This window comes from Marivibrio halodurans, assembly GCF_017963645.1.
Classification (GTDB): Bacteria; Pseudomonadota; Alphaproteobacteria; order UBA8366; family Aestuariispiraceae; genus Marivibrio; species Marivibrio halodurans.
The window spans coordinates 318,666-336,101 of record NZ_JAGMWN010000001.1 but is presented as its reverse complement, the minus strand read 5'-3'; the positions used below and the strand labels follow the sequence as shown (position 1 = coordinate 336,101).

Sequence of the window (17,436 nt, the reverse complement as noted above, 5' to 3'; positions counted from 1 at the left end):
GTCTCTCCGGTGCCTAACCCGGTGAATGACTTTCTCCGGAAACGCGATTGCATAAATCCGCCGAGTCAGTGCAGTTTGGCGAAGACAATGGCGGAATCGGGCTACAATCCCCAGGCCAGACGCGGTATCGCGGTCCAAGAAGGCCCTTTTCCGTCGTCGGAACGATGCGGGTGGGAGAGGGCGGTCGGCCTGCGCGGTCGGTATTGGAAGAACAGGTCTGAACGATGAGCGACTCGTCCCAAAAAGAACCGTCCATGGAGGAAATTCTCGCCTCCATCCGGCGGATCATTTCCGAGGACGGTGACGAGGACGTTCAGAACAAGGACGCGGAACCCGACCCGGCGCCGGAACCCGAGCCCGACCCTCCCCTGGAGCTGGAGGAGGAAGAGCCCCTCGAACTGGTCGACGAGATCGAGGATGAGCCCCCGGAGCCCGAACCGGAGCCTGAGCCTGAGCCGGAACCCGAACCGGATCCCCCGCCTGAATTGGAACTGGTCGATATGGAGGACCAGGACCCGTACGAGGACGACGAGGACGATTTCTTCGATCCTCCTCCTCCGCCGCCGCCGGCCCCCAGCCGTCGTCCCCAGCCCTTGGAGGACTATGACGACGACCGCATTGTCTCCGACGCGACGGAGGCGTTCGGCGTCGCCAGTTTCGCCAAGCTGGAACGTTCCATCCGGATGGGACACTCCGGCGAGACGTTGGAGGATGTCGTGAAGAACCTGCTGCGCCCGATGTTGCGCTCCTGGCTCGACGACAATCTTCCGGGCATGGTCGAGCGGATGGTCGAGGACGAGATTCGTAATATGGCCTCCGGTGCCAAGCGCCGTTGGGACGACGACGATTATTGACGATCGGCGGCCGGCGGGTGCTATTCGACACGCGTTAGCGCCGTCTTTCCCCATTGGCACAGCGCCTTGTCCGGTTTTCCGGCTGGTGGTCGGTCGTTTTCACCGGTAGTGTCTCGCTCCTTGACGATAAGAAGATTTGATGAGGAGCGTTCCCATGCCCGAATACCGTTCCCGCACGACGACTCATGGCCGGAACATGGCCGGTGCCCGGGGGCTCTGGCGGGCCACCGGCATGACGGACGATGATTTCGGTAAGCCGATCATCGCGGTCGCCAATTCCTTCACGCAATTCGTGCCCGGACATGTGCACTTGAAGGACCTCGGCCAACTCGTCGCCCGGGAGATCGAGAAGGCGGGCGGTGTCGCAAAGGAATTCAATACCATCGCGGTCGACGACGGTATCGCCATGGGCCATGACGGCATGCTCTATAGCCTGCCGAGCCGGGAGCTGATCGCCGACAGCGTCGAATATATGGTGAACGCGCATTGCGCCGATGCGCTGGTCTGTATCTCCAATTGCGACAAGATCACGCCGGGCATGCTGATGGCGGCCATGCGGCTGGATATCCCGACGATCTTCGTTTCCGGCGGGCCGATGGAGGCCGGCAAGGTGCAATTGAAGGACGGGGAGCGCATGGTCGACCTGGTCGACGCCATGGTCGAGGCCGCCAATCCCGCCAATGACGACGAGACGGTCGATAAGATCGAGCGGTCGGCCTGTCCGACCTGCGGCAGTTGTTCCGGCATGTTCACGGCGAATTCGATGAATTGCCTGGCGGAGGCCTTGGGGCTCGCCCTGCCGGGGAACGGGTCCCTGCTGGCCACGCATGCGAGGCGCCGCGAGTTGTTCCTGGAGGCCGGCCGGCGCATCGTCGATCTGGCCAAGCGCCACTATGAGGGCGGGGAGCCGGTCACGCCGCGCGGTATCGCGACCTTCGAGAGTTTCGAGAACGCGATGCGCCTGGACATCGCCATGGGCGGCTCCACCAACACGGTCCTGCATCTCCTCGCCATGGCGCGGGAAGGGGAGGTGGATTTCACCATGGCGGATATCGACCGGTTGAGTCGGTCGACCCCGAATCTCTGCAAGGTCTCGCCCGCCGTATCGCATTATCATATGGAGGATGTGCACCGCGCCGGCGGGATCCTCGGCATTCTGGGCGCGCTCGACCGTGCGAATTTGCTGCATCGTGGCCGCCCGACGGTTCATGCCGCCACCATGGGGGAGGCGATCGAGGCCTGGGATTTGATGCGCGAACCGTCGGAGGCCGTGCGCGAATTCTATTCGGCCGCGCCGGGTGGCGTGCGCACGACCGAGGCCTTCAGTCAGGATCGGCGCTATGCCAGCCTCGATATCGATCGGGAGGCCGGATGCATCCGCGATGTCGCCCATGCCTATAGCACCGATGGCGGACTCGCGGTCCTCTATGGCAATCTGGCTGAAGATGGCTGCATCGTGAAGACGGCCGGTGTCGATGCCTCAATCCTGACCTTCGAGGGGCCAGCCCGCATCTTCGAGAGCCAGGATGCGGCGGTCGCGGGCATTCTCGGCGGCGAGGTAAAGGAAGGCGATGTCGTCCTGATCCGCTATGAAGGCCCGAAGGGCGGCCCCGGCATGCAGGAGATGCTCTATCCCACCAGCTATCTGAAGAGCATGGGGCTGGGGAAGGCCTGCGCCCTGGTGACGGATGGACGGTTCTCCGGCGGCTCGTCGGGCCTGTCCATCGGCCATGTCTCGCCGGAAGCGGGCGAGGGCGGTGCGATCGGGCTGGTCGAACCGGACGACATCATCAAGATCGATATTCCGAACCGGTCCATCACGCTCGACATATCGGCGGAGGAACTGGCGGATCGCCGCGTGGCGATGGAAGCGAAGGGCGATGCGTCTTGGAAGCCGGCCGCCCCGCGCCGGCGCAACGTGTCCCGCGCGCTTCAGGCCTATGCGGCGTTCGCGACCTCTGCCGCGCAAGGCGCGGTGCGGGAGATCACGCCGCTCGTCAAATCCACGAAACGCGCCGAGGCCGCGGAGTAACTGCCCCACGGCGAAAGGCTTCTTCCCGGCGTTTGAAACACGAAACCCGCGACCGGCGTGGCCAGTCGCGGGTTTCTTGTTGCCTGGGATGCGCGGGATGCGGAATGACGAATCCGCTGCTACCGCTCCGGTATCAGCCCGCGCGGCGCGAAACGCATGACCAGCAGCAGGATCGCCCCCATCAGCAGATAACGCGTATAGGCCGCGCCATTCACGAGATGTTGGGCGAGGCTTGAATCCTCCGGCAACGGGATAGTGATCGTCTGCATGAACCAGTTGCCGAGCGGTTCCGCCTCCACCCACAGGAACCAGATGACGAAACCGCCCAGCACGGCCCCCCAATTGTTCCCGGACCCGCCCAGGATCACCATGACCCAAATCAGGAAGGTATAGCGCAGCGGGATATAGCTGGTCGGCGTCAACTGGCCGTCCAGCGTCGTCAGCATCGCGCCCGCGACGCCGCAGACCGCGCAGCCGAGGATGAAGGTCTGCAGATGGCGCGCCTTCACATCCTTGCCCATGGCGGCGGCCGCATCGCGATTGTCGCGGATCGCCCGCATCATGCGCCCCCAAGGCGATTTCAGCGCGCGCTCCGCGAACCACATGATGATGGCGAGAACCGCGATGAATAGGACCGCATAGCACAATTTCACGAACAGGCCGGCGGCGTCGTTGATGTCATTGGCGCCGAAAAAATTGGCCAGCGAAATGAACCAGTCGGTCTCGACCAGATCGACTTCGTAGGGGACGGGGCGCGGAATGCCGGTCACGTTCTTCACGCCGCGCGACAGCCATTCCTCGTACTTGATGATGGCGATGATGATCTCGGAGATGCCAAGCGTCGCGATCGCCAGATAGTCCGCCCGCAGGCCGAGTGCGATACGCCCGATGAACCACCCGGCACCGGCGGCGACCAGCCCGCCGACCGGCCAGGCGATCAGAACCGGCAGGCCGAGCCCGCCGAGATAGCCCGTCAAGGCGGGGTCGATCGATTCGATCGCCTCCGTCGCCGGGTTGAAGAAATGGCCGATCACGAAATACCCGACGATCAATAGCAGGATGGTCACCGGTATGCGCAGGATACGCGGGGCATAGTGGCGCGCGGCGATGATCGCGGCGATGGTGCCGATCAGGCTGAGGATCGATAGCGCGATATCGCCGCCGGCGACCTGCCACGCTTCCGCGACCGGCGGCATGGAAACAAGCACCGCCGCCAGCCCGCCCAGGGCGGTGAACCCCATGACACCGACATTGAACAGCCCGGCATAGCCCCATTGCATGTTCACGCCGAGCGCCATGATCGCCGAGATCAAGCAAAGATTGAAGATGCCGAACGCGACGTTCCAGCTCTGGAAGATGCCGACGATCGCCAGCACCAGCAGCATCAGGCCATAAAGGAGCGCGACCTTCTTCGTCATACGATGACCTTCCCTCGAATGATGCCGGTCGGCCGGATTAACAGGACGACGACCAGGATGATGAAGGAGACCGCGAACTTGTAGTCGGTCGAGAGCAGTTGCACCAAGCCGTCGGGCGCCCAGTCCTGAGGACCGAGATAGGCGAGGAATTTCCGGAAGGCGTAGGTCACCATCACTTCCGAGAAGGCGACGATGAAGGCGCCGAGAATGGCGCCGACCGGCTGGCCGATGCCGCCGAGAATGGTGGCGGCGAAGATCGGCAGCAGAATCTGCAGGAAGATAAAGGGCTTATAGGTCTTGTCGAGACCGTAGAGCGTGCCCGCGATCGCCGCCAGGGCGGCCGCGATGATCCAGCAGATGGCGACCACGCGCTCCGGGCTGATGCCGGAAAGAAGGGCCAGATCCTCGTCGTCGGAATAGGCGCGCATCGCCTTGCCGGAACGCGTCTTCTGCAGGAACCAGAAGAGCGCGGCCACGACCGCGCCCGCCACCACGACGGTGATGATCTGGGTCTGCTTGATAGCGATGCCTTCTTCCAGCCCGGTCAGTTCCTTGAATTCACGCGCGTTGATGACGAAGCGCGCGCCGTCCGCGAAGCTCTGGTCGTCCGGGCCGATGATGATGCGCACCAGCCCGGCCAGGAGGAACATGACGCCGACCGATACGATCGCGAAGACGATCGGGTTGGACCGTTGGCGTCGATAGAAGCGGAAAACTGTCCGGTCCACGACAAGGGCCATGGTGATGGCCGCGAGAATACCGACCGGCAGCGCCAACAGCGCCGTCGGGAAGGGGCCGAGGCCGATGCCCGCGTCCTGCAGACCCCAGGTGACCAGGATGGTCGCCATGGTGCCGAAGGACATCATCTCCCCATGGGCGAAATTGGCGAAACGTAGAATCCCGAAGATCAGCGTGACCCCGAGCGCGCCGAGCGCGAGTTGGGCACCGTACGCGGTCGCCGGAACGGCGACGTAATTCGCGAACAGCGCCAAGGCGTTGACGATGTCCTCCACTTCAACCCCCCAGGAAGGAACGGCGCACTTCCTCGTTCGCGAGAAGCGCCTCGCCCGTATCGGTGAACCGGTTACGCCCCTGGACCAGCACGAAGCCGTGATCCGCGATTTCGAGCGCTTGCCGGGCATTCTGCTCGACCATCAGGATGGCGACCCCCGTTTTCGCCACCTCCAGAATCTTGTCGAACAACTCGTCCATGACGATCGGCGAGACGCCGGCCGTCGGCTCATCCAGCATAAGCAATCGCGGGCGCGTCATGAGCGCGCGGCCGACCGCGACCTGCTGGCGTTGACCGCCGGAAAGTTCGCCCGCCGGCTGATTGCGTTTCTCCGCCAAAATGGGAAAAAGCGAGAAGACCTGATCCTTCGTCTCGCGGATATCGTCCTTGCGGATGAAGGCTCCCATTTCGAGGTTTTCCTCGACGGTAAGCGAGACGAAGACGTTGCGGTTCTGCGGCACGAACCCCATGCCCTTCGGCACGCGGTCCTGCGGGGCCATCTGGGTGATATCCTCACCATCGAGAAGGACCTTGCCCTCCCGCAGCCCCAGCATGCCGAAGACCGCCTTCATCGCGGTCGACTTTCCCGCGCCATTCGGGCCGACCACGACGGCGATCTCGCCGGCCTCGACGGTGATCGTGCAATCATGGATGATGTCGGCGCCGGCACCATAGCCGCCGGTCATTCCCGTCGCAGATAGAAAGCTCATGCCTCGGCCTTCCGCTTCTGGGTGCGCCCGGTGCCGAGATAGGCCTCGATGACCTCCTCGTTCGATTTGACCTCCTCGATCGTGCCTTGGGTCAATAGCTTGCCCTCGGCCATCACGATGACCGGGTCGCAAAGCCGGGCGATGAAATCCATGTCATGCTCGATAAGGCAGAAGGTATAGCCGCGTTCCTCGTTCAGGCGCTTGATCGATTTCGCGATGGTGTTGAGCAGTGTTCGGTTCACGCCCGCGCCGACCTCGTCCAGGAAGACGATCTTCGCGTCCACCATCATGGTCCGGCCCAGTTCGAGCAATTTCTTCTGGCCGCCCGACAGATTGCCGGCGAGCTCGTTCTCCAGATGCGCGATCTCCAGGAATTCGATCACGTCCCGGGCGCGATCGCGGATGCGGGCCTCGGTTTCCTTCACACGGCTGAAATTGAACCAGCTGTGGCGCAGCTGCTCCCCTTCCTGCATGCCCGGAACGACCATGAGGTTCTCGAGCACCGTCAGGGTGGAGAATTCATGCGCGATCTGGAACGTACGAAGCAGCCCCTTGTGGAAGAGCTCGTGCGGCTGGAGCGCCGTCACGTCCTCCCCGTCGAGGTAAATCCTGCCGGAGGAGGGGGGGAAGACCCCGGCGATGATATTGAACAGCGTCGATTTTCCCGCGCCGTTCGGGCCGATCAACCCGGTGATCGACCCCTTCTCGATCGACAGCGAGACACCATCGACCGCATGGATGCCGCCGAAATGCTTGGCGACGTTCTCAACGGTTATCATATCGACCGCCCGGATTCTTCAGTGGCTTGTTTTTCTGTGACTTGCTTTTCAAAGGGACAAAGAAGGAACGGCCAGGGTGTTGCCCTGACCGTTCCCGATATCCGTGGTCGGTGCGTACCTTAGTGGTACATCACCGTTTCCCACTTGCCGCCCTTGATTTCCGTCTCGCGGAAGCTGCCGGCGGATTCGCCCGGCTCGATCATCTCGAGCGCCGTGCCGCCGACATAGTCGATGTCGCCGCCATCGGCCAGAATCTGCAGGCCTTTCTTCAGTTCGCCCGGGAAGATCTTCTCGCCCGGCGCGTTGGAGACCTCCATGATCTTGTCCTTATAGACGGACGGATCGGTGGAGTTGGCCGCCTGCATGGCGAGCAGCAGCAGCGCGGAGGCATCATAGCATTCCGGGACGTATGGATCGTCGCCCTTGAAATCCTTGCCCTCGGACAGCTTCGCCAGCATATCGGCGCCGGGGCTGTCGGTGCCCGGGTTGGTGCCGATGGAGCCGTCGAGCGCGTCGCCGAAATTGTCCGTCAGCGATTCGCCGACCATGCCGTCCGGCAGCACGAACTTGTCGAACGCGCCGGTGTCGAGGGAAGCCTGGATCATGCCCTTGCCGCCCTGGTCGAGATAACCGGCGACGATCAGAACCTCGCCGCCCGCGGCCGCGAGCGTGCCGACTTCGGCCGAATAGTCGGCCTTGCCGTCCTCATGCGCGGCGACGGCCGTGATCGTGCCGCCGTTCTTCTCGAACGCGGCCTGGATCGCGTCGGCCAAGCCCTTGCCGTAGTCGTTGTTGGTGTAGGTGAGAGCGGCGGTGCCGATCTCGCGACGCTGAAGGATATCCGCGATGATCTGGCCCTGGCGCGCGTCGGACGGCGCGGTCCGGAAGAAGTAGCCGTCATCCTCGATCGTCGAGAGCGCCGGCGAGGTTGCCGACGGCGAGATCATGACGACGCCATTGGCGCGCACGACGTTGTTGAGGACGGCCGTGGTCGCGCCGGAGCAGGTCGCGCCATTGATGCCGACGACGCCCTCGGACGTGACGAGGCGGGTCGCCGCCGCGGTCGCCGCCGCCGCGTCGATGCAGGTGCTGTCGCCGCGCACGGAGACAACTTCCCGACCGCCGAGGAAGATGCCGCTGTCCGACACTTCCTTGATCGCCATCTCACCGCCCAGCGCCATCGGCTTGACGAGCGACTCCGTCGGGCCCGTGAAGCCCTGAAGCATGCCGATTTTCACGGCATCCTGCGCCGAGGCCCCACCGGCCAGGGCGCCGGTCGATACGGCCGCCGTCAGAAGGGTGGCTAAGAATTTCCTCATGGTGAACCTTCCCTGTCTTAGAGGAGTGTTATCGTTCGGCGCTCAGTATACATATCAGAAGGGACGACGCCACCCGTCCTAAATGGTTGTCTCGCGGGGATTCGCGTCGGCCGGGGGCCGCGCGATGGCTTGGCGGAGCCGCCATGTCGGCACTGGATGTCGGCGCTGGGCGGGTCGCATGTGGTGCGCTATTGTGTGCGCGGCATTCCTTGGCGGAAGACGCCGCAGAGACGGAAGACGCAGCAGATTGAAAAAAAAACGCCGCTGGACGACCCGGCGGCATATGCGAGGCGCGGAGCCGCGCGTGCTTGGCAGGCACCGCGAGCTTTGCTACGCCACGCGCGGAAATCCACGATCGTATGAAATGGAAGGCAGGGATCGATGTCCGGCAGCTTGAACAAGGTCATCCTGGTCGGGAATCTCGGGCGCGATCCGGAGGTTCGCACGATGCAGAGCGGCGACAAGGTCGCCAATCTGAACATCGCCACCTCGGAACGTTGGCGCGACCGCGACGGCAATAACCAGGAAAAGACCGAATGGCACCGGGTCGTGATCTTCGGCAAGGTCGCCGAGATCGCGGAGCGTTACCTGAAGAAGGGTTCCAAGGTCTTGATCGAAGGGCAACTCCAGACCCGCAAATGGACCGACCAGTCGGGTCAGGATCGCTATACGACGGAGGTCGTCGTGCGCGGGTTCGGCGGCAATATGACCATGCTCGACGGACCCGGGGGTTCCGGCGGCGGCTCCGGGGGCGGCGGCGGTGGTTATGGTGGCGGCCCCGATGACGGCTTCGGTGGTGGCGGTTACGGTGGTGGACCGGGCGGCGGATCGGGCGGTGGTTCCGGAGGCGGGGGACGTTCCGGCGGGAATGACTACAGCCAGGATCTGGACGACGATATTCCGTTCTGATTCATCGCCGCGAGGGCGGGAGAGGGGCCGGAATATGGGAACCGCGGTGCGGTGATCGGCGAATCGCGTCAGGCTGGCGACTTGGCATGAAAATCCGACAATCAGGGGGATGGTCGATGGCGGTTTCGGACGATCGGCGCGTCGCGCTGGATTTGCATGAAAAGCCGGCGGCGCCGGCTTGGGCGCTTCTCAGTCTGCAGCATCTGTTCGCGATGTTCGGGGCGACCGTCCTGGTTCCCCTCATCACCGGGCTGTCGCCCGCCGTCGCCCTGGTGGCCAGCGGGTCGGGCACGCTGCTTTACATGCTGGTGACCAAGGGGGGGATTCCCGCCTATCTCGGTTCCAGCTTCGCCTTCATCGCGCCGATCCTGGCCGCCTCCGCCACGGCTGGACCGGAAGGGGCGCTCGTCGGCTGCTTCGTCGCCGGGCTCGTCTATGTCGTGATCTCGACCCTGATCCGCTTCTTCGGCGTCAATTGGTTGATGCGTCTGTTGCCGCCGGTTGTCGTTGGGCCGGTCATCATGGTGATCGGGCTCGGCCTCGCCTCCGTCGCCGTCGATATGGCGACAAAGGGCGGTGTCGGCGCGGATTTCACTTATAACGGCACCTATTTCGCGGTGGCGCTGGCCAGTCTGTTGGTCGCTATTCTCTGCGCGACGCTGGTTCGGAACTTCCTGTCCATGATTCCGGTCCTGGTGGGAATCTGGGCCGGTTATCTGATCGCGTTGCCGCTGGGCCTCGTCGATTTCCAGCAGGTGGTGGATGCCCCCTTCTTCCAGGTTCCGGATTTCTCCATCCCCTTCGTGACCTACAGCCCGAACATCCAGCAAGCGATCATCGTCTCCTTCCTGGCCGCGGCCATCGTGCCGGTGGCGGAGCATATCGGCGACCAGATGGTGCTGAGCAAGGTGGTCGGCCGTAATTTCCTGCGCCGGCCGGGGCTCGGCCGCTCGCTGTTGGGGGACGGGTTGGCGACCATCCTGGCCTCGTTGATCGGTGGCCCCCCGAACACGACCTACGGCGAGAATATCGGCGTGTTGGCCGTGACCCGGGTCTTCAGCGTCTTCGTCGTCGGCGGCGCGGCGGTTCTGGCCATCATTTTCGGCTTCATCGGCAAGGTATCCGCCTTTATCTCCACCATTCCGGTGCCGGTGATGGGAGGCATCTCGATCATGTTGTTCGGCATCATCGCGGCTTCGGGTTTGCGGATGATGATCGATAATCGCGTCGATCTCGGCCACACGCGCAATCTGGTGATCGCCTCGGTCATCCTGACCATCGGGGTGGGCGGTGCGTTGATCCAGGTGTCGGAGAATCTGCAGGTGGCCGGCATGGCGCTCGCCGCGATCGTCGGGGTCGTGTTGAACCTGCTGCTGCCCGGCCGTCCCGACGCGTCCGAGAACGAGCGGATGTTCGAGGCGCTGGGCGAATAGGCATTCCGGGACATCGACGGCACGCCGTCCTCGATCGACCGCCTTGGATAAAGGTGGACGGGGATGGCGACCGGGTATCGAAACGAATGGGTGCTTCGCTCAATCGCGGGGCGCGCACATTTTCCCGATTCGGCGGTTTTCAGGGGCTTTTCCAACAATGCGGGCAGGGTCGGGCCGATGGCAAGGGCGCTGCCCTCCACGGGTCGAAAGCGCATTATTTATATCATTGAAAATAAATATAAAATGCGCCTTTTCCCGTGCCCCGTCCCGACCCTGGAAAGGGGCCGATTTGGGTGTTAACGCCCGGTCCCCTGTGCTAACAGAACTGTCATATGAGAAGCGCCCCGGCGGCCCCGTGTCCGGCCCATGTTCGGGGCGCTTTTGTCCCGGTTCGCGTAGCCTTCATGAGAGTGTCCCTTGAGCGACGATAACGCACCCGCCCAGCCCCCCGTCACGCCGCCTCCGGGCGAGCCTCCCGCCGGCGGTGGGCCGGATGATCCCAATCGCGACGTCTCGACCATCCTGATCGAGGACGAGATGCGCTCCAGCTATCTCGATTACGCGATGAGCGTTATCGTCAGCCGGGCGTTGCCGGATGTGCGCGACGGGTTGAAGCCGGTGCATCGGCGCATCCTCTACGCGATGAAGGAAGGGGGCTACGACAGCACCAAGCCCTATCGCAAGTCCGCGCGCATCGTCGGCGACGTCATGGGTAAATACCATCCGCATGGCGACTCGGCGATCTATGACGCCATGGTCCGCATGGCGCAGGATTTTTCCATGCGCCTGCCGCTGATCGACGGGCAGGGCAATTTCGGCTCGATGGACGGCGATGCGGCCGCGGCCATGCGCTATACCGAGGCACGGCTGGCGAAGGCGGCGGAATCGCTGCTCGACGATATCGACAAGGATACGGTCGATTTCCAGGCGAACTACGACGAGTCGGAGCGGGAACCCACCGTCCTTCCGGCGCGATATCCGAACCTGCTGGTCAATGGCGGCGGCGGTATCGCCGTCGGCATGGCGACCAACATCCCGCCGCACAATCTGGGGGAGGTGATCGATGCCTGCATCGCCTGGATCGACGATCCGGCGATCAGCGACGATCAACTGATGGAACTCGTTCCCGGTCCGGATTTCCCGACCGGCGCGATAATCCTGGGCCGCGCCGGTATCCGCGCGGCCTATACGACGGGGCGCGGCTCCATCGCCATGCGCGCGCGCATCGACGTCGAGGAGCGCGGCCAGGACCGCCAGCAACTGGTCGTCACCGAAATCCCCTACCAGGTCAACAAGGCCCGCATGATCGAGCGTATCGCCGAGGTCGTGCGCGATAAGACGATCGAGGGGATCGGCGATCTGCGCGACGAGAGCGACCGGGAGGGCGTGCGCGTCGTCATCGAGTTGAAGCGCGGCGTCGAGCCGGAAGTGATCAAGGCCCAGCTTTTCCGCTTCACTCCGCTGCAGACCAGCTTCGGCGTCAACATGCTGGCGCTCGACGGCGGGCGGCCGCAATTGCTGCGCCTGCGCGACGTGCTGCGCAGCTTCACCGACTTCCGCGAGGAAGTGATCAAGCGCCGCACGGCCTTCGAACTCGCCAAGGCCCGCGACCGCGCGCATATCCTGACCGGCCTGATGGTGGCGATCACCAATCTGGACCCGGTGATCGAACTGATCCGCGCCGCACCCGACCCTCAGTCCGCGCGCGAGGCGCTGATGGGGCGCTCCTGGCCGGCGGCGGAGATCCTGCCCTATCTGGAGCTGATCGACGATCCGGAAGCCCGGATCGAGGGGCAGGAGGCCTGGCTCTCCGAACGGCAGGCCCGCGCCATCCTGGAGCTTCGCCTGCAGCGCCTGACCGGCATGGAACGCGAGAAGCTGGAGGAGGAAACCCGGGAGATCGCGGAGAAAATCCGCGAATATCTGGCGATTCTGGCATCCCGCGCACGCCGCTACGAGGTGATGAAGGAGGAGCTTCTGGAGATCAAGGAGCGCTTCGGCACCCCCCGGCGCACCGAGATCCAGGAGAACGAGTTCGAGCACGATATCGAGGATCTGATCCAGCGCGAGGAGATGGTCGTCACCGTGACCCACGGCGGCTATATCAAGCGCGTGCCGCTCTCGACCTATCGCGCGCAACGGCGCGGCGGCAAGGGCCGCACCGGCATGGCGATGAAGGACGAGGATTTCGTATCCCGGGTCTTCGTCACCTCGACGCACACGCCGGTGCTGTTCTTCTCCTCGCGCGGCATGGTCTACCAGATGAAGGTCTACAAGCTGCCGCTCGGCAGTCCGCAGGCCCGTGGCAAGGCGCTCGTCAATCTGCTGCCGATGCAGGAGGGCGAGGCCATCACGACCATAATGCCGTTGCCGGAGGACGAGGCGAGTTGGGACGGCCTCAACGTCATGTTCGCGACGGCCAGCGGTAATGTGCGGCGCAATGCGCTCTCCGATTTCACCAATATCAAGGCGAACGGCAAGATCGCCATGAAGCTGGAGGAAGGAGACCGTCTGGTCGACGTGAAACCCTGCCAGCCGGGCGAGGATGTGCTTCTGGCGAGCGCCGGCGCGATGTCGATCCGTTTCCAGGTGGAGGACGTGCGTCTTTTCGTCGGGCGGAACTCGGTCGGCGTGCGGGGTATCCGGCTGGCGGATGGGGATGAGGTGATCTCGCTCGCCGTGCTGCGCCATTCGGAAGCGACGCCGGAGGAGCGTACCGCCTATCTGCAGGCGGCGTCGGCGGCGCGCCGATTGGCATCGTCGAGCGAGGAGGCGGGAAGCGCGGAAGGAGAGGACCGCGCCCGCGACGAGGAACGCGCGGCGCAGTTGGAGACCCCCGCCTTCCAAGCCATGCGGGAAAACGAGGAGTTCATCCTCACCATCTCCGACAAGGGCATGGGGCAGTTGGCCTCCGCCTACGACTACCGGGTGACCGGGCGGGGCGGCAAGGGCATCAACAACATGAAGACCAAGGGAGCCCTGGTCGCGGCCTCCTTCTGGGTCGATACGGGGCGCGATGAGTTGATGCTTGTCACGGACGGCGGGCAGATCATTCGCTGCCGGCTGGATGAGTTGACGCCGAAGAGCCGGAACACCCAGGGCGTCCGCCTGTTCGATATCGCGGAGGGCGCCCGCGTCGTCTCCGTCGCGCGCTTGACGGACGAGGGGGAGGAAGGCGAAATGCCGCCCGACGAGGAGGCGGAGGTGATCGGAACGAACACCCCCGGTTCCACCGACGACGGCGCGGAAGATGCCCCGGGCGTCATGGATGATGGCGACGGGAGCGACGGCGAGGCCTGATCGCCGGCGCCACGCGAGGCGAGGGAGACGGGGGGGAAGGCCCATGTCGAAGACGGAACGGATCGGAATCTATCCCGGAACCTTCGATCCGATCACCAACGGCCATATGGACATCATCAGCCGCGCGGCGAAGCATCTGTGCGACAAGCTGATCGTATCCGTCGCGACCAATGCGGGGAAGGGACCGATCTTCTCCCTGGAGGAGCGGGTCGCCATGGTGAAGGCGGAGATCGCGACCCTCGCGCCGAGCCTTAGCGCCGTGATCGAGGTGAAACCCTTTAGCGGACTGCTGATGCATTGGGCGGAGCAGTCGGGGGCGGAGATCATCGTGCGCGGTCTGCGCGCCGTATCCGACTTCGAATATGAATTCCAGATGACGGGGATGAACGCGCGCCTCAATACGGAGGTGGAGACCGTCTTCCTTATGTCGTCCGAGCGCCACCAGTTCATATCCAGCCGGTTCGTTAAGGAAATCAGGCAGTTGGGCGGCGACATCTCGCAATTCGTCAGCCCGCGCGTGATGCGCGCGCTGGATGCCAAGTTCCAGCAGATGGGGCGGTGATACGCGCCGCGCGCGGGACGCGGCCGGACGCGACCAAGCATGAGCGCGGGAGTGGGAGCGGCGGCCGGTGACTCACGTCCTTCATGTCCTGGTGGATCTGGAAGCGGGCGGGGCCGAACGTGCGCTCGTCAATCTGCTCATGCAGTCGCGCGGCGGCGATATCGATCATAGCGTTCTGTGTCTTCGCGGCCCCGGGTTTTTCGCGGAACAGGTCCGTGCGGCGGGCGTTCCTCTCGATTGCTTGAACATGCGGCTACCGACGGCGCCGCTCGATCTGCTTCGTCTGCGCCGGGCTGTTCGCGCGCGCCGCCCGGATATCGTCCAGGGGTGGATGTATTACGCGAATCTCGCGGCTTTGGCCTCGCTCTGGGGGACGGGCGGGGCGCGTCCGCGCTTGGTTTGGGGAATCCGTTGCTCGGACATGAATTTTTCCGACTATTCGCCGCTTCTGCGCACCTCCGTGCGGGCAGGCGCTTGGCTCAGTCGCGCGCCGGATATGATCGTCGCGAATTCCCATGCGGGATATGATGTCCACCGGACCCTCGGCTATCGGCCGGAGCGTTTCGAGGTGGTGGAGAACGGTTTCGATCTGGCGCACTTCACCCCCGATAACAGCGCGGGCGATAACAGCGCGGGGCGGGCATTGCGCCGGGAACTTGGCCTATCGGATGCGGATTTCGTTTGTACCACGGTCGCCCGTGTCGATCCCATGAAGGGGTATGAGACCTTGGCGGCGGTCGCCGCGCGCCTGCCGGATGTGCATTTCCTGGCGGTCGGCCGGGGGACGGAGGCGCTGAAAGGACCGTCCAATCTTCACGGTCTCGGCCGGCGCGGCGATATCCCGGATATCCTGAATGCATCGGATCTGCTGATCTCGACCTCCCGTTACGGGGAGGGAATGTCGAATTCGATCGGCGAGGCGATGGCTTGCGCAACGCCCGTCATCGCGACCGATTGTGGCGACGCGCACCGGATGCTGATCGCGGATTGGGATGGCATGGCCCCGGCGGGTGTCGTAACCACGGTCGGGGATGTCGAGGCGATCGCCGGCGCGGTCGAGGCCTTGCGCGGTGATCCGGACCGTCGGCGCGCGCTCGCCGCCGGCGGCAGGGCGCGCGCCGAGGCCCGATACGGCATCGCCACCAATGCGGCGGCCTGGGGCGCGCTCTATCGCCGCCTTTCCCCGGGCTGAAGGGAACCCGCGCTATGCCGCCGCCCAGGAGGCCTGCCAGCGCTCAAGCCGAAGCAGGGCCCAAAGGCGATATTGCGGACGGCTCCCCCCCTCCCGCAGTTCGTTCAGCATCGCCGCGATCGGGGCATGGTTGAAGAGGCCGCGCCGCTTGACGGTCTCCTCCGACAGGCTGTCCGTCAGCAGTTCCCAAAGGTCGGTTCGCAGCCAATGGGCAAGCGGCACGCCGAGACCGGCCTTGTCCCGCACCAGGATTTCGCTGGGGAGCGCGCCCTGCATCGCCTCCATCAGGACGGCCTTGCTGTTCGTCCCGGGCAGGCGCAACGAGTCGGGAAGGCCCGCGCAATATTCGACCAATTCATGATCCAGGAAGGGGCAGCGCACCTCCAGTCCGAAGGCCATGGCGGCGCGATCCGTCTTGGTCATCAGGACGTTCGGCAGATAACCGCGCAGATCGTAGGCCGCGGCGCGCGAGGCGATCGGCTCGTCGCCCGCGAGCGCTGCCGCGATCTCCTCCGCGATATGCTCCGAGCCGTGGGCCGCCATGCCGTCGGCATAGAGGGACGGGCGATCCTCGTCCGAGAAGAAGGAGATCATGCTGGCGTAACGCGCGCTCTCCTCCCGCCCCATCTCCGACAGAAGACGCGCCGCATAGCGCAGGGCGCGCGGTGTATCCGGCCCGACCGCGTATCCCGACCCGGCGCGCGCGAGGGTCCGGCGTATCGGTCCGGGAATCAGGTCGAGCATGTGCGCCAGCTTGCATCCGACATAGCGCGAATAGCCGAGCAGCGCCTCGTCGCCCCCATCGCCCGAGAGGACGACGTCCACATGGCGCTTGGCCAGCTTCGACATCTGCATCGCCGGTATGATCGCGGGGTCCGCGAAAGGTTCGTCCAGGACGGAATCGAGGGCGACGACATCGTCCACGACGTCGTTATGGAACGTATATTCCGAATGATCCGCGCCGACGAGATCGGCGACGATCCGGGCATAGCGGCGCTCGTCATTGGCGCGCGCCTCGAAGCCGGCGGTTATGGTTCGAAGCGTCCCGGCCTCCATGCGGCGCAGGCTATAAGCGATCGCGCTGGAATCGAGTCCGCCGGACAGGAAGACGCCGAGGGGAACGTCGCTGACCCGTTGCCGCCGGACGGCTTGCTCCAAGAGCGCGCGCACATCTTCCGCCGCCTCGATAGGGTCACGCGCCGTCGGTGTCGGCGGTCTTTCCAGGCACCAATAGGTCTCGGGCGCGGGGGGCGTCGCGCAATTGTTGCGGCGAATACGCAACCGCGTCGCGGGGGGCAGGCTGAGAACCCCCTCGAAAGCCGTTTCCGGATAGGGCGCGTGCTGAAAGGTGAGATAGCGGTGCAGGGCCCGGCCGTTGGTACGGCGCTTAAATTCGGGCCATGTCAGCAATGCCTTGATCTCGGAAGCGAACAGGAAGGCATCATCCTGAACCGTATAGAACAGCGGCTTCTCACCGAAACGGTCGCGGGCGAGGAACAGCGACTCGTCCCGCTGGTCATAGACGGCGAAGGCGAACATGCCGACCAGTTTCTCCGGCGTGCGCTCTCCCCATTCCAGATAGGCCTTGAGCAGGACTTCCGTGTCGCCGGTGGAGCGGAAGCGCGCGCCGCGCTTCTCCAGCGTCGCCCGGAGTTCCTGGAAATTATAGATCTCACCATTGTAGGTGAGATGGACGCGGCCGCTCTCGTCACTCATCGGTTGCCGGGCATTGTCGCTGAGGTCGAGGATGCTGAGCCGCCTATGGGCGAAGCCGACCGCAGGCTCGTTCCAAATACCGTCGCCGTCCGGGCCGCGATGGGCAAGGGAATCGGCCATGCGGCGGAGGCGGCTGTCGCCTTCGCTGGCGTCGAGCGATGCCGCCTTCAGGAAATACCCGGCTATTCCGCACATGGCGC

Annotated in this window: 13 protein-coding genes; 7 read left to right on the top strand and 6 right to left on the bottom strand. The window is 64.3% G+C overall.

Translation table 11 applies throughout. The features are described from left to right. The first annotated feature begins 254 nt into the window (after positions 1-254). Both KAJ83_RS01445 and ilvD read left to right on the top strand, forming a co-directional pair. Complete coding sequence (locus tag KAJ83_RS01445) at positions 255-854, top strand: DUF2497 domain-containing protein (protein ID WP_210680234.1); 600 nt, start codon at positions 255-257, stop codon at positions 852-854. A gap of 154 nt (positions 855-1,008) precedes the next feature. Next, the gene (gene ilvD, locus KAJ83_RS01440; protein ID WP_210680233.1) at positions 1,009-2,886 is read left to right on the top strand and encodes a dihydroxy-acid dehydratase; all 1,878 of its coding nucleotides are present in this window, start codon (positions 1,009-1,011) and stop codon (positions 2,884-2,886) included. A gap of 119 nt (positions 2,887-3,005) precedes the next feature. On the opposite strand, the gene KAJ83_RS01435 is transcribed toward ilvD, so the two are convergent. From KAJ83_RS01435 to KAJ83_RS01415, 5 genes are all read right to left on the bottom strand, one after another. Continuing rightward, a complete protein-coding gene (locus tag KAJ83_RS01435; RefSeq protein WP_246484144.1) occupies positions 3,006-4,304 on the bottom strand; it encodes a branched-chain amino acid ABC transporter permease in 1,299 nt (432 codons plus the stop codon). After that, positions 4,301-5,317 carry a branched-chain amino acid ABC transporter permease gene (locus KAJ83_RS01430; RefSeq protein WP_210680232.1) on the bottom strand — a complete coding sequence of 339 codons (1,017 nt, stop codon included), beginning with the start codon at positions 5,315-5,317 and terminating at the stop codon, positions 4,301-4,303. The genes KAJ83_RS01435 and KAJ83_RS01430 overlap by 4 nt, the downstream gene beginning before the upstream one ends. A gap of 1 nt (position 5,318) precedes the next feature. Then, positions 5,319-6,026, bottom strand: coding sequence for an ABC transporter ATP-binding protein (locus KAJ83_RS01425; RefSeq protein WP_210680231.1), 708 nt, complete (start codon positions 6,024-6,026; stop codon positions 5,319-5,321). Continuing rightward, the gene (locus KAJ83_RS01420) at positions 6,023-6,805 is read right to left on the bottom strand and encodes an ABC transporter ATP-binding protein (protein ID WP_210680230.1); all 783 of its coding nucleotides are present in this window, start codon (positions 6,803-6,805) and stop codon (positions 6,023-6,025) included. The genes KAJ83_RS01425 and KAJ83_RS01420 overlap by 4 nt, the downstream gene beginning before the upstream one ends. A gap of 119 nt (positions 6,806-6,924) precedes the next feature. After that, complete coding sequence (locus KAJ83_RS01415; protein WP_210680229.1) at positions 6,925-8,124, bottom strand: ABC transporter substrate-binding protein; 1,200 nt, start codon at positions 8,122-8,124, stop codon at positions 6,925-6,927. Positions 8,125-8,505: 381 nt separating this feature from the next. On the opposite strand from KAJ83_RS01415, the gene ssb reads away from it, so the two are divergent. The 5 genes from ssb (at position 8,506) to KAJ83_RS01390 (ending at position 15,520) form a co-directional block, all read left to right on the top strand. Further along, complete coding sequence (gene ssb, locus KAJ83_RS01410) at positions 8,506-9,033, top strand: single-stranded DNA-binding protein (protein WP_210680228.1); 528 nt, start codon at positions 8,506-8,508, stop codon at positions 9,031-9,033. A 116-nt stretch (positions 9,034-9,149) separates the two neighbouring features. Continuing rightward, positions 9,150-10,466: a uracil-xanthine permease family protein gene (locus KAJ83_RS01405; RefSeq protein ID WP_210680227.1), complete on the top strand. Its 1,317-nt coding sequence runs from the start codon at positions 9,150-9,152 to the stop codon at positions 10,464-10,466. A gap of 519 nt (positions 10,467-10,985) precedes the next feature. After that, entirely contained in the window at positions 10,986-13,766 is a 2,781-nt protein-coding gene (gene gyrA / locus KAJ83_RS01400; RefSeq protein WP_343221937.1) for a DNA gyrase subunit A, read from the top strand. A gap of 43 nt (positions 13,767-13,809) precedes the next feature. Next, positions 13,810-14,328, top strand: coding sequence for a pantetheine-phosphate adenylyltransferase (gene coaD, locus KAJ83_RS01395; RefSeq protein WP_210680226.1), 519 nt, complete (start codon positions 13,810-13,812; stop codon positions 14,326-14,328). A 67-nt stretch (positions 14,329-14,395) separates the two neighbouring features. Further along, positions 14,396-15,520 carry a glycosyltransferase gene (locus KAJ83_RS01390; RefSeq protein ID WP_210680225.1) on the top strand — a complete coding sequence of 375 codons (1,125 nt, stop codon included), beginning with the start codon at positions 14,396-14,398 and terminating at the stop codon, positions 15,518-15,520. A 12-nt stretch (positions 15,521-15,532) separates the two neighbouring features. On the opposite strand, the gene asnB is transcribed toward KAJ83_RS01390, so the two are convergent. Continuing rightward, positions 15,533-17,431, bottom strand: a complete 1,899-nt coding sequence (gene asnB, locus KAJ83_RS01385; RefSeq protein WP_210680224.1) for an asparagine synthase (glutamine-hydrolyzing) — start codon at positions 17,429-17,431, stop codon at positions 15,533-15,535. Between the last annotated feature and the right edge of the window lie 5 nt (positions 17,432-17,436).

What these genes read in the sequence shown, in the direction of transcription:
- KAJ83_RS01425 (WP_210680231.1), bottom strand. Translation starts at nt 6,026, where the DNA reads ATGAGCTTTCTATCTGCGACGGGAATGACCGGCGGCTATGGTGCCGGC.
- ssb (WP_210680228.1), top strand. Translation starts at nt 8,506, where the DNA reads ATGTCCGGCAGCTTGAACAAGGTCATCCTGGTCGGGAATCTCGGGCGC.
- KAJ83_RS01405 (WP_210680227.1), top strand. Translation starts at nt 9,150, where the DNA reads ATGGCGGTTTCGGACGATCGGCGCGTCGCGCTGGATTTGCATGAAAAG.
- KAJ83_RS01415 (WP_210680229.1), bottom strand. Translation starts at nt 8,124, where the DNA reads ATGAGGAAATTCTTAGCCACCCTTCTGACGGCGGCCGTATCGACCGGC.
- KAJ83_RS01420 (WP_210680230.1), bottom strand. Translation starts at nt 6,805, where the DNA reads ATGATAACCGTTGAGAACGTCGCCAAGCATTTCGGCGGCATCCATGCG.
- asnB (WP_210680224.1), bottom strand. Translation starts at nt 17,431, where the DNA reads ATGTGCGGAATAGCCGGGTATTTCCTGAAGGCGGCATCGCTCGACGCC.
- KAJ83_RS01445 (WP_210680234.1), top strand. Translation starts at nt 255, where the DNA reads ATGGAGGAAATTCTCGCCTCCATCCGGCGGATCATTTCCGAGGACGGT.
- KAJ83_RS01435 (WP_246484144.1), bottom strand. Translation starts at nt 4,304, where the DNA reads ATGACGAAGAAGGTCGCGCTCCTTTATGGCCTGATGCTGCTGGTGCTG.
- ilvD (WP_210680233.1), top strand. Translation starts at nt 1,009, where the DNA reads ATGCCCGAATACCGTTCCCGCACGACGACTCATGGCCGGAACATGGCC.
- coaD (WP_210680226.1), top strand. Translation starts at nt 13,810, where the DNA reads ATGTCGAAGACGGAACGGATCGGAATCTATCCCGGAACCTTCGATCCG.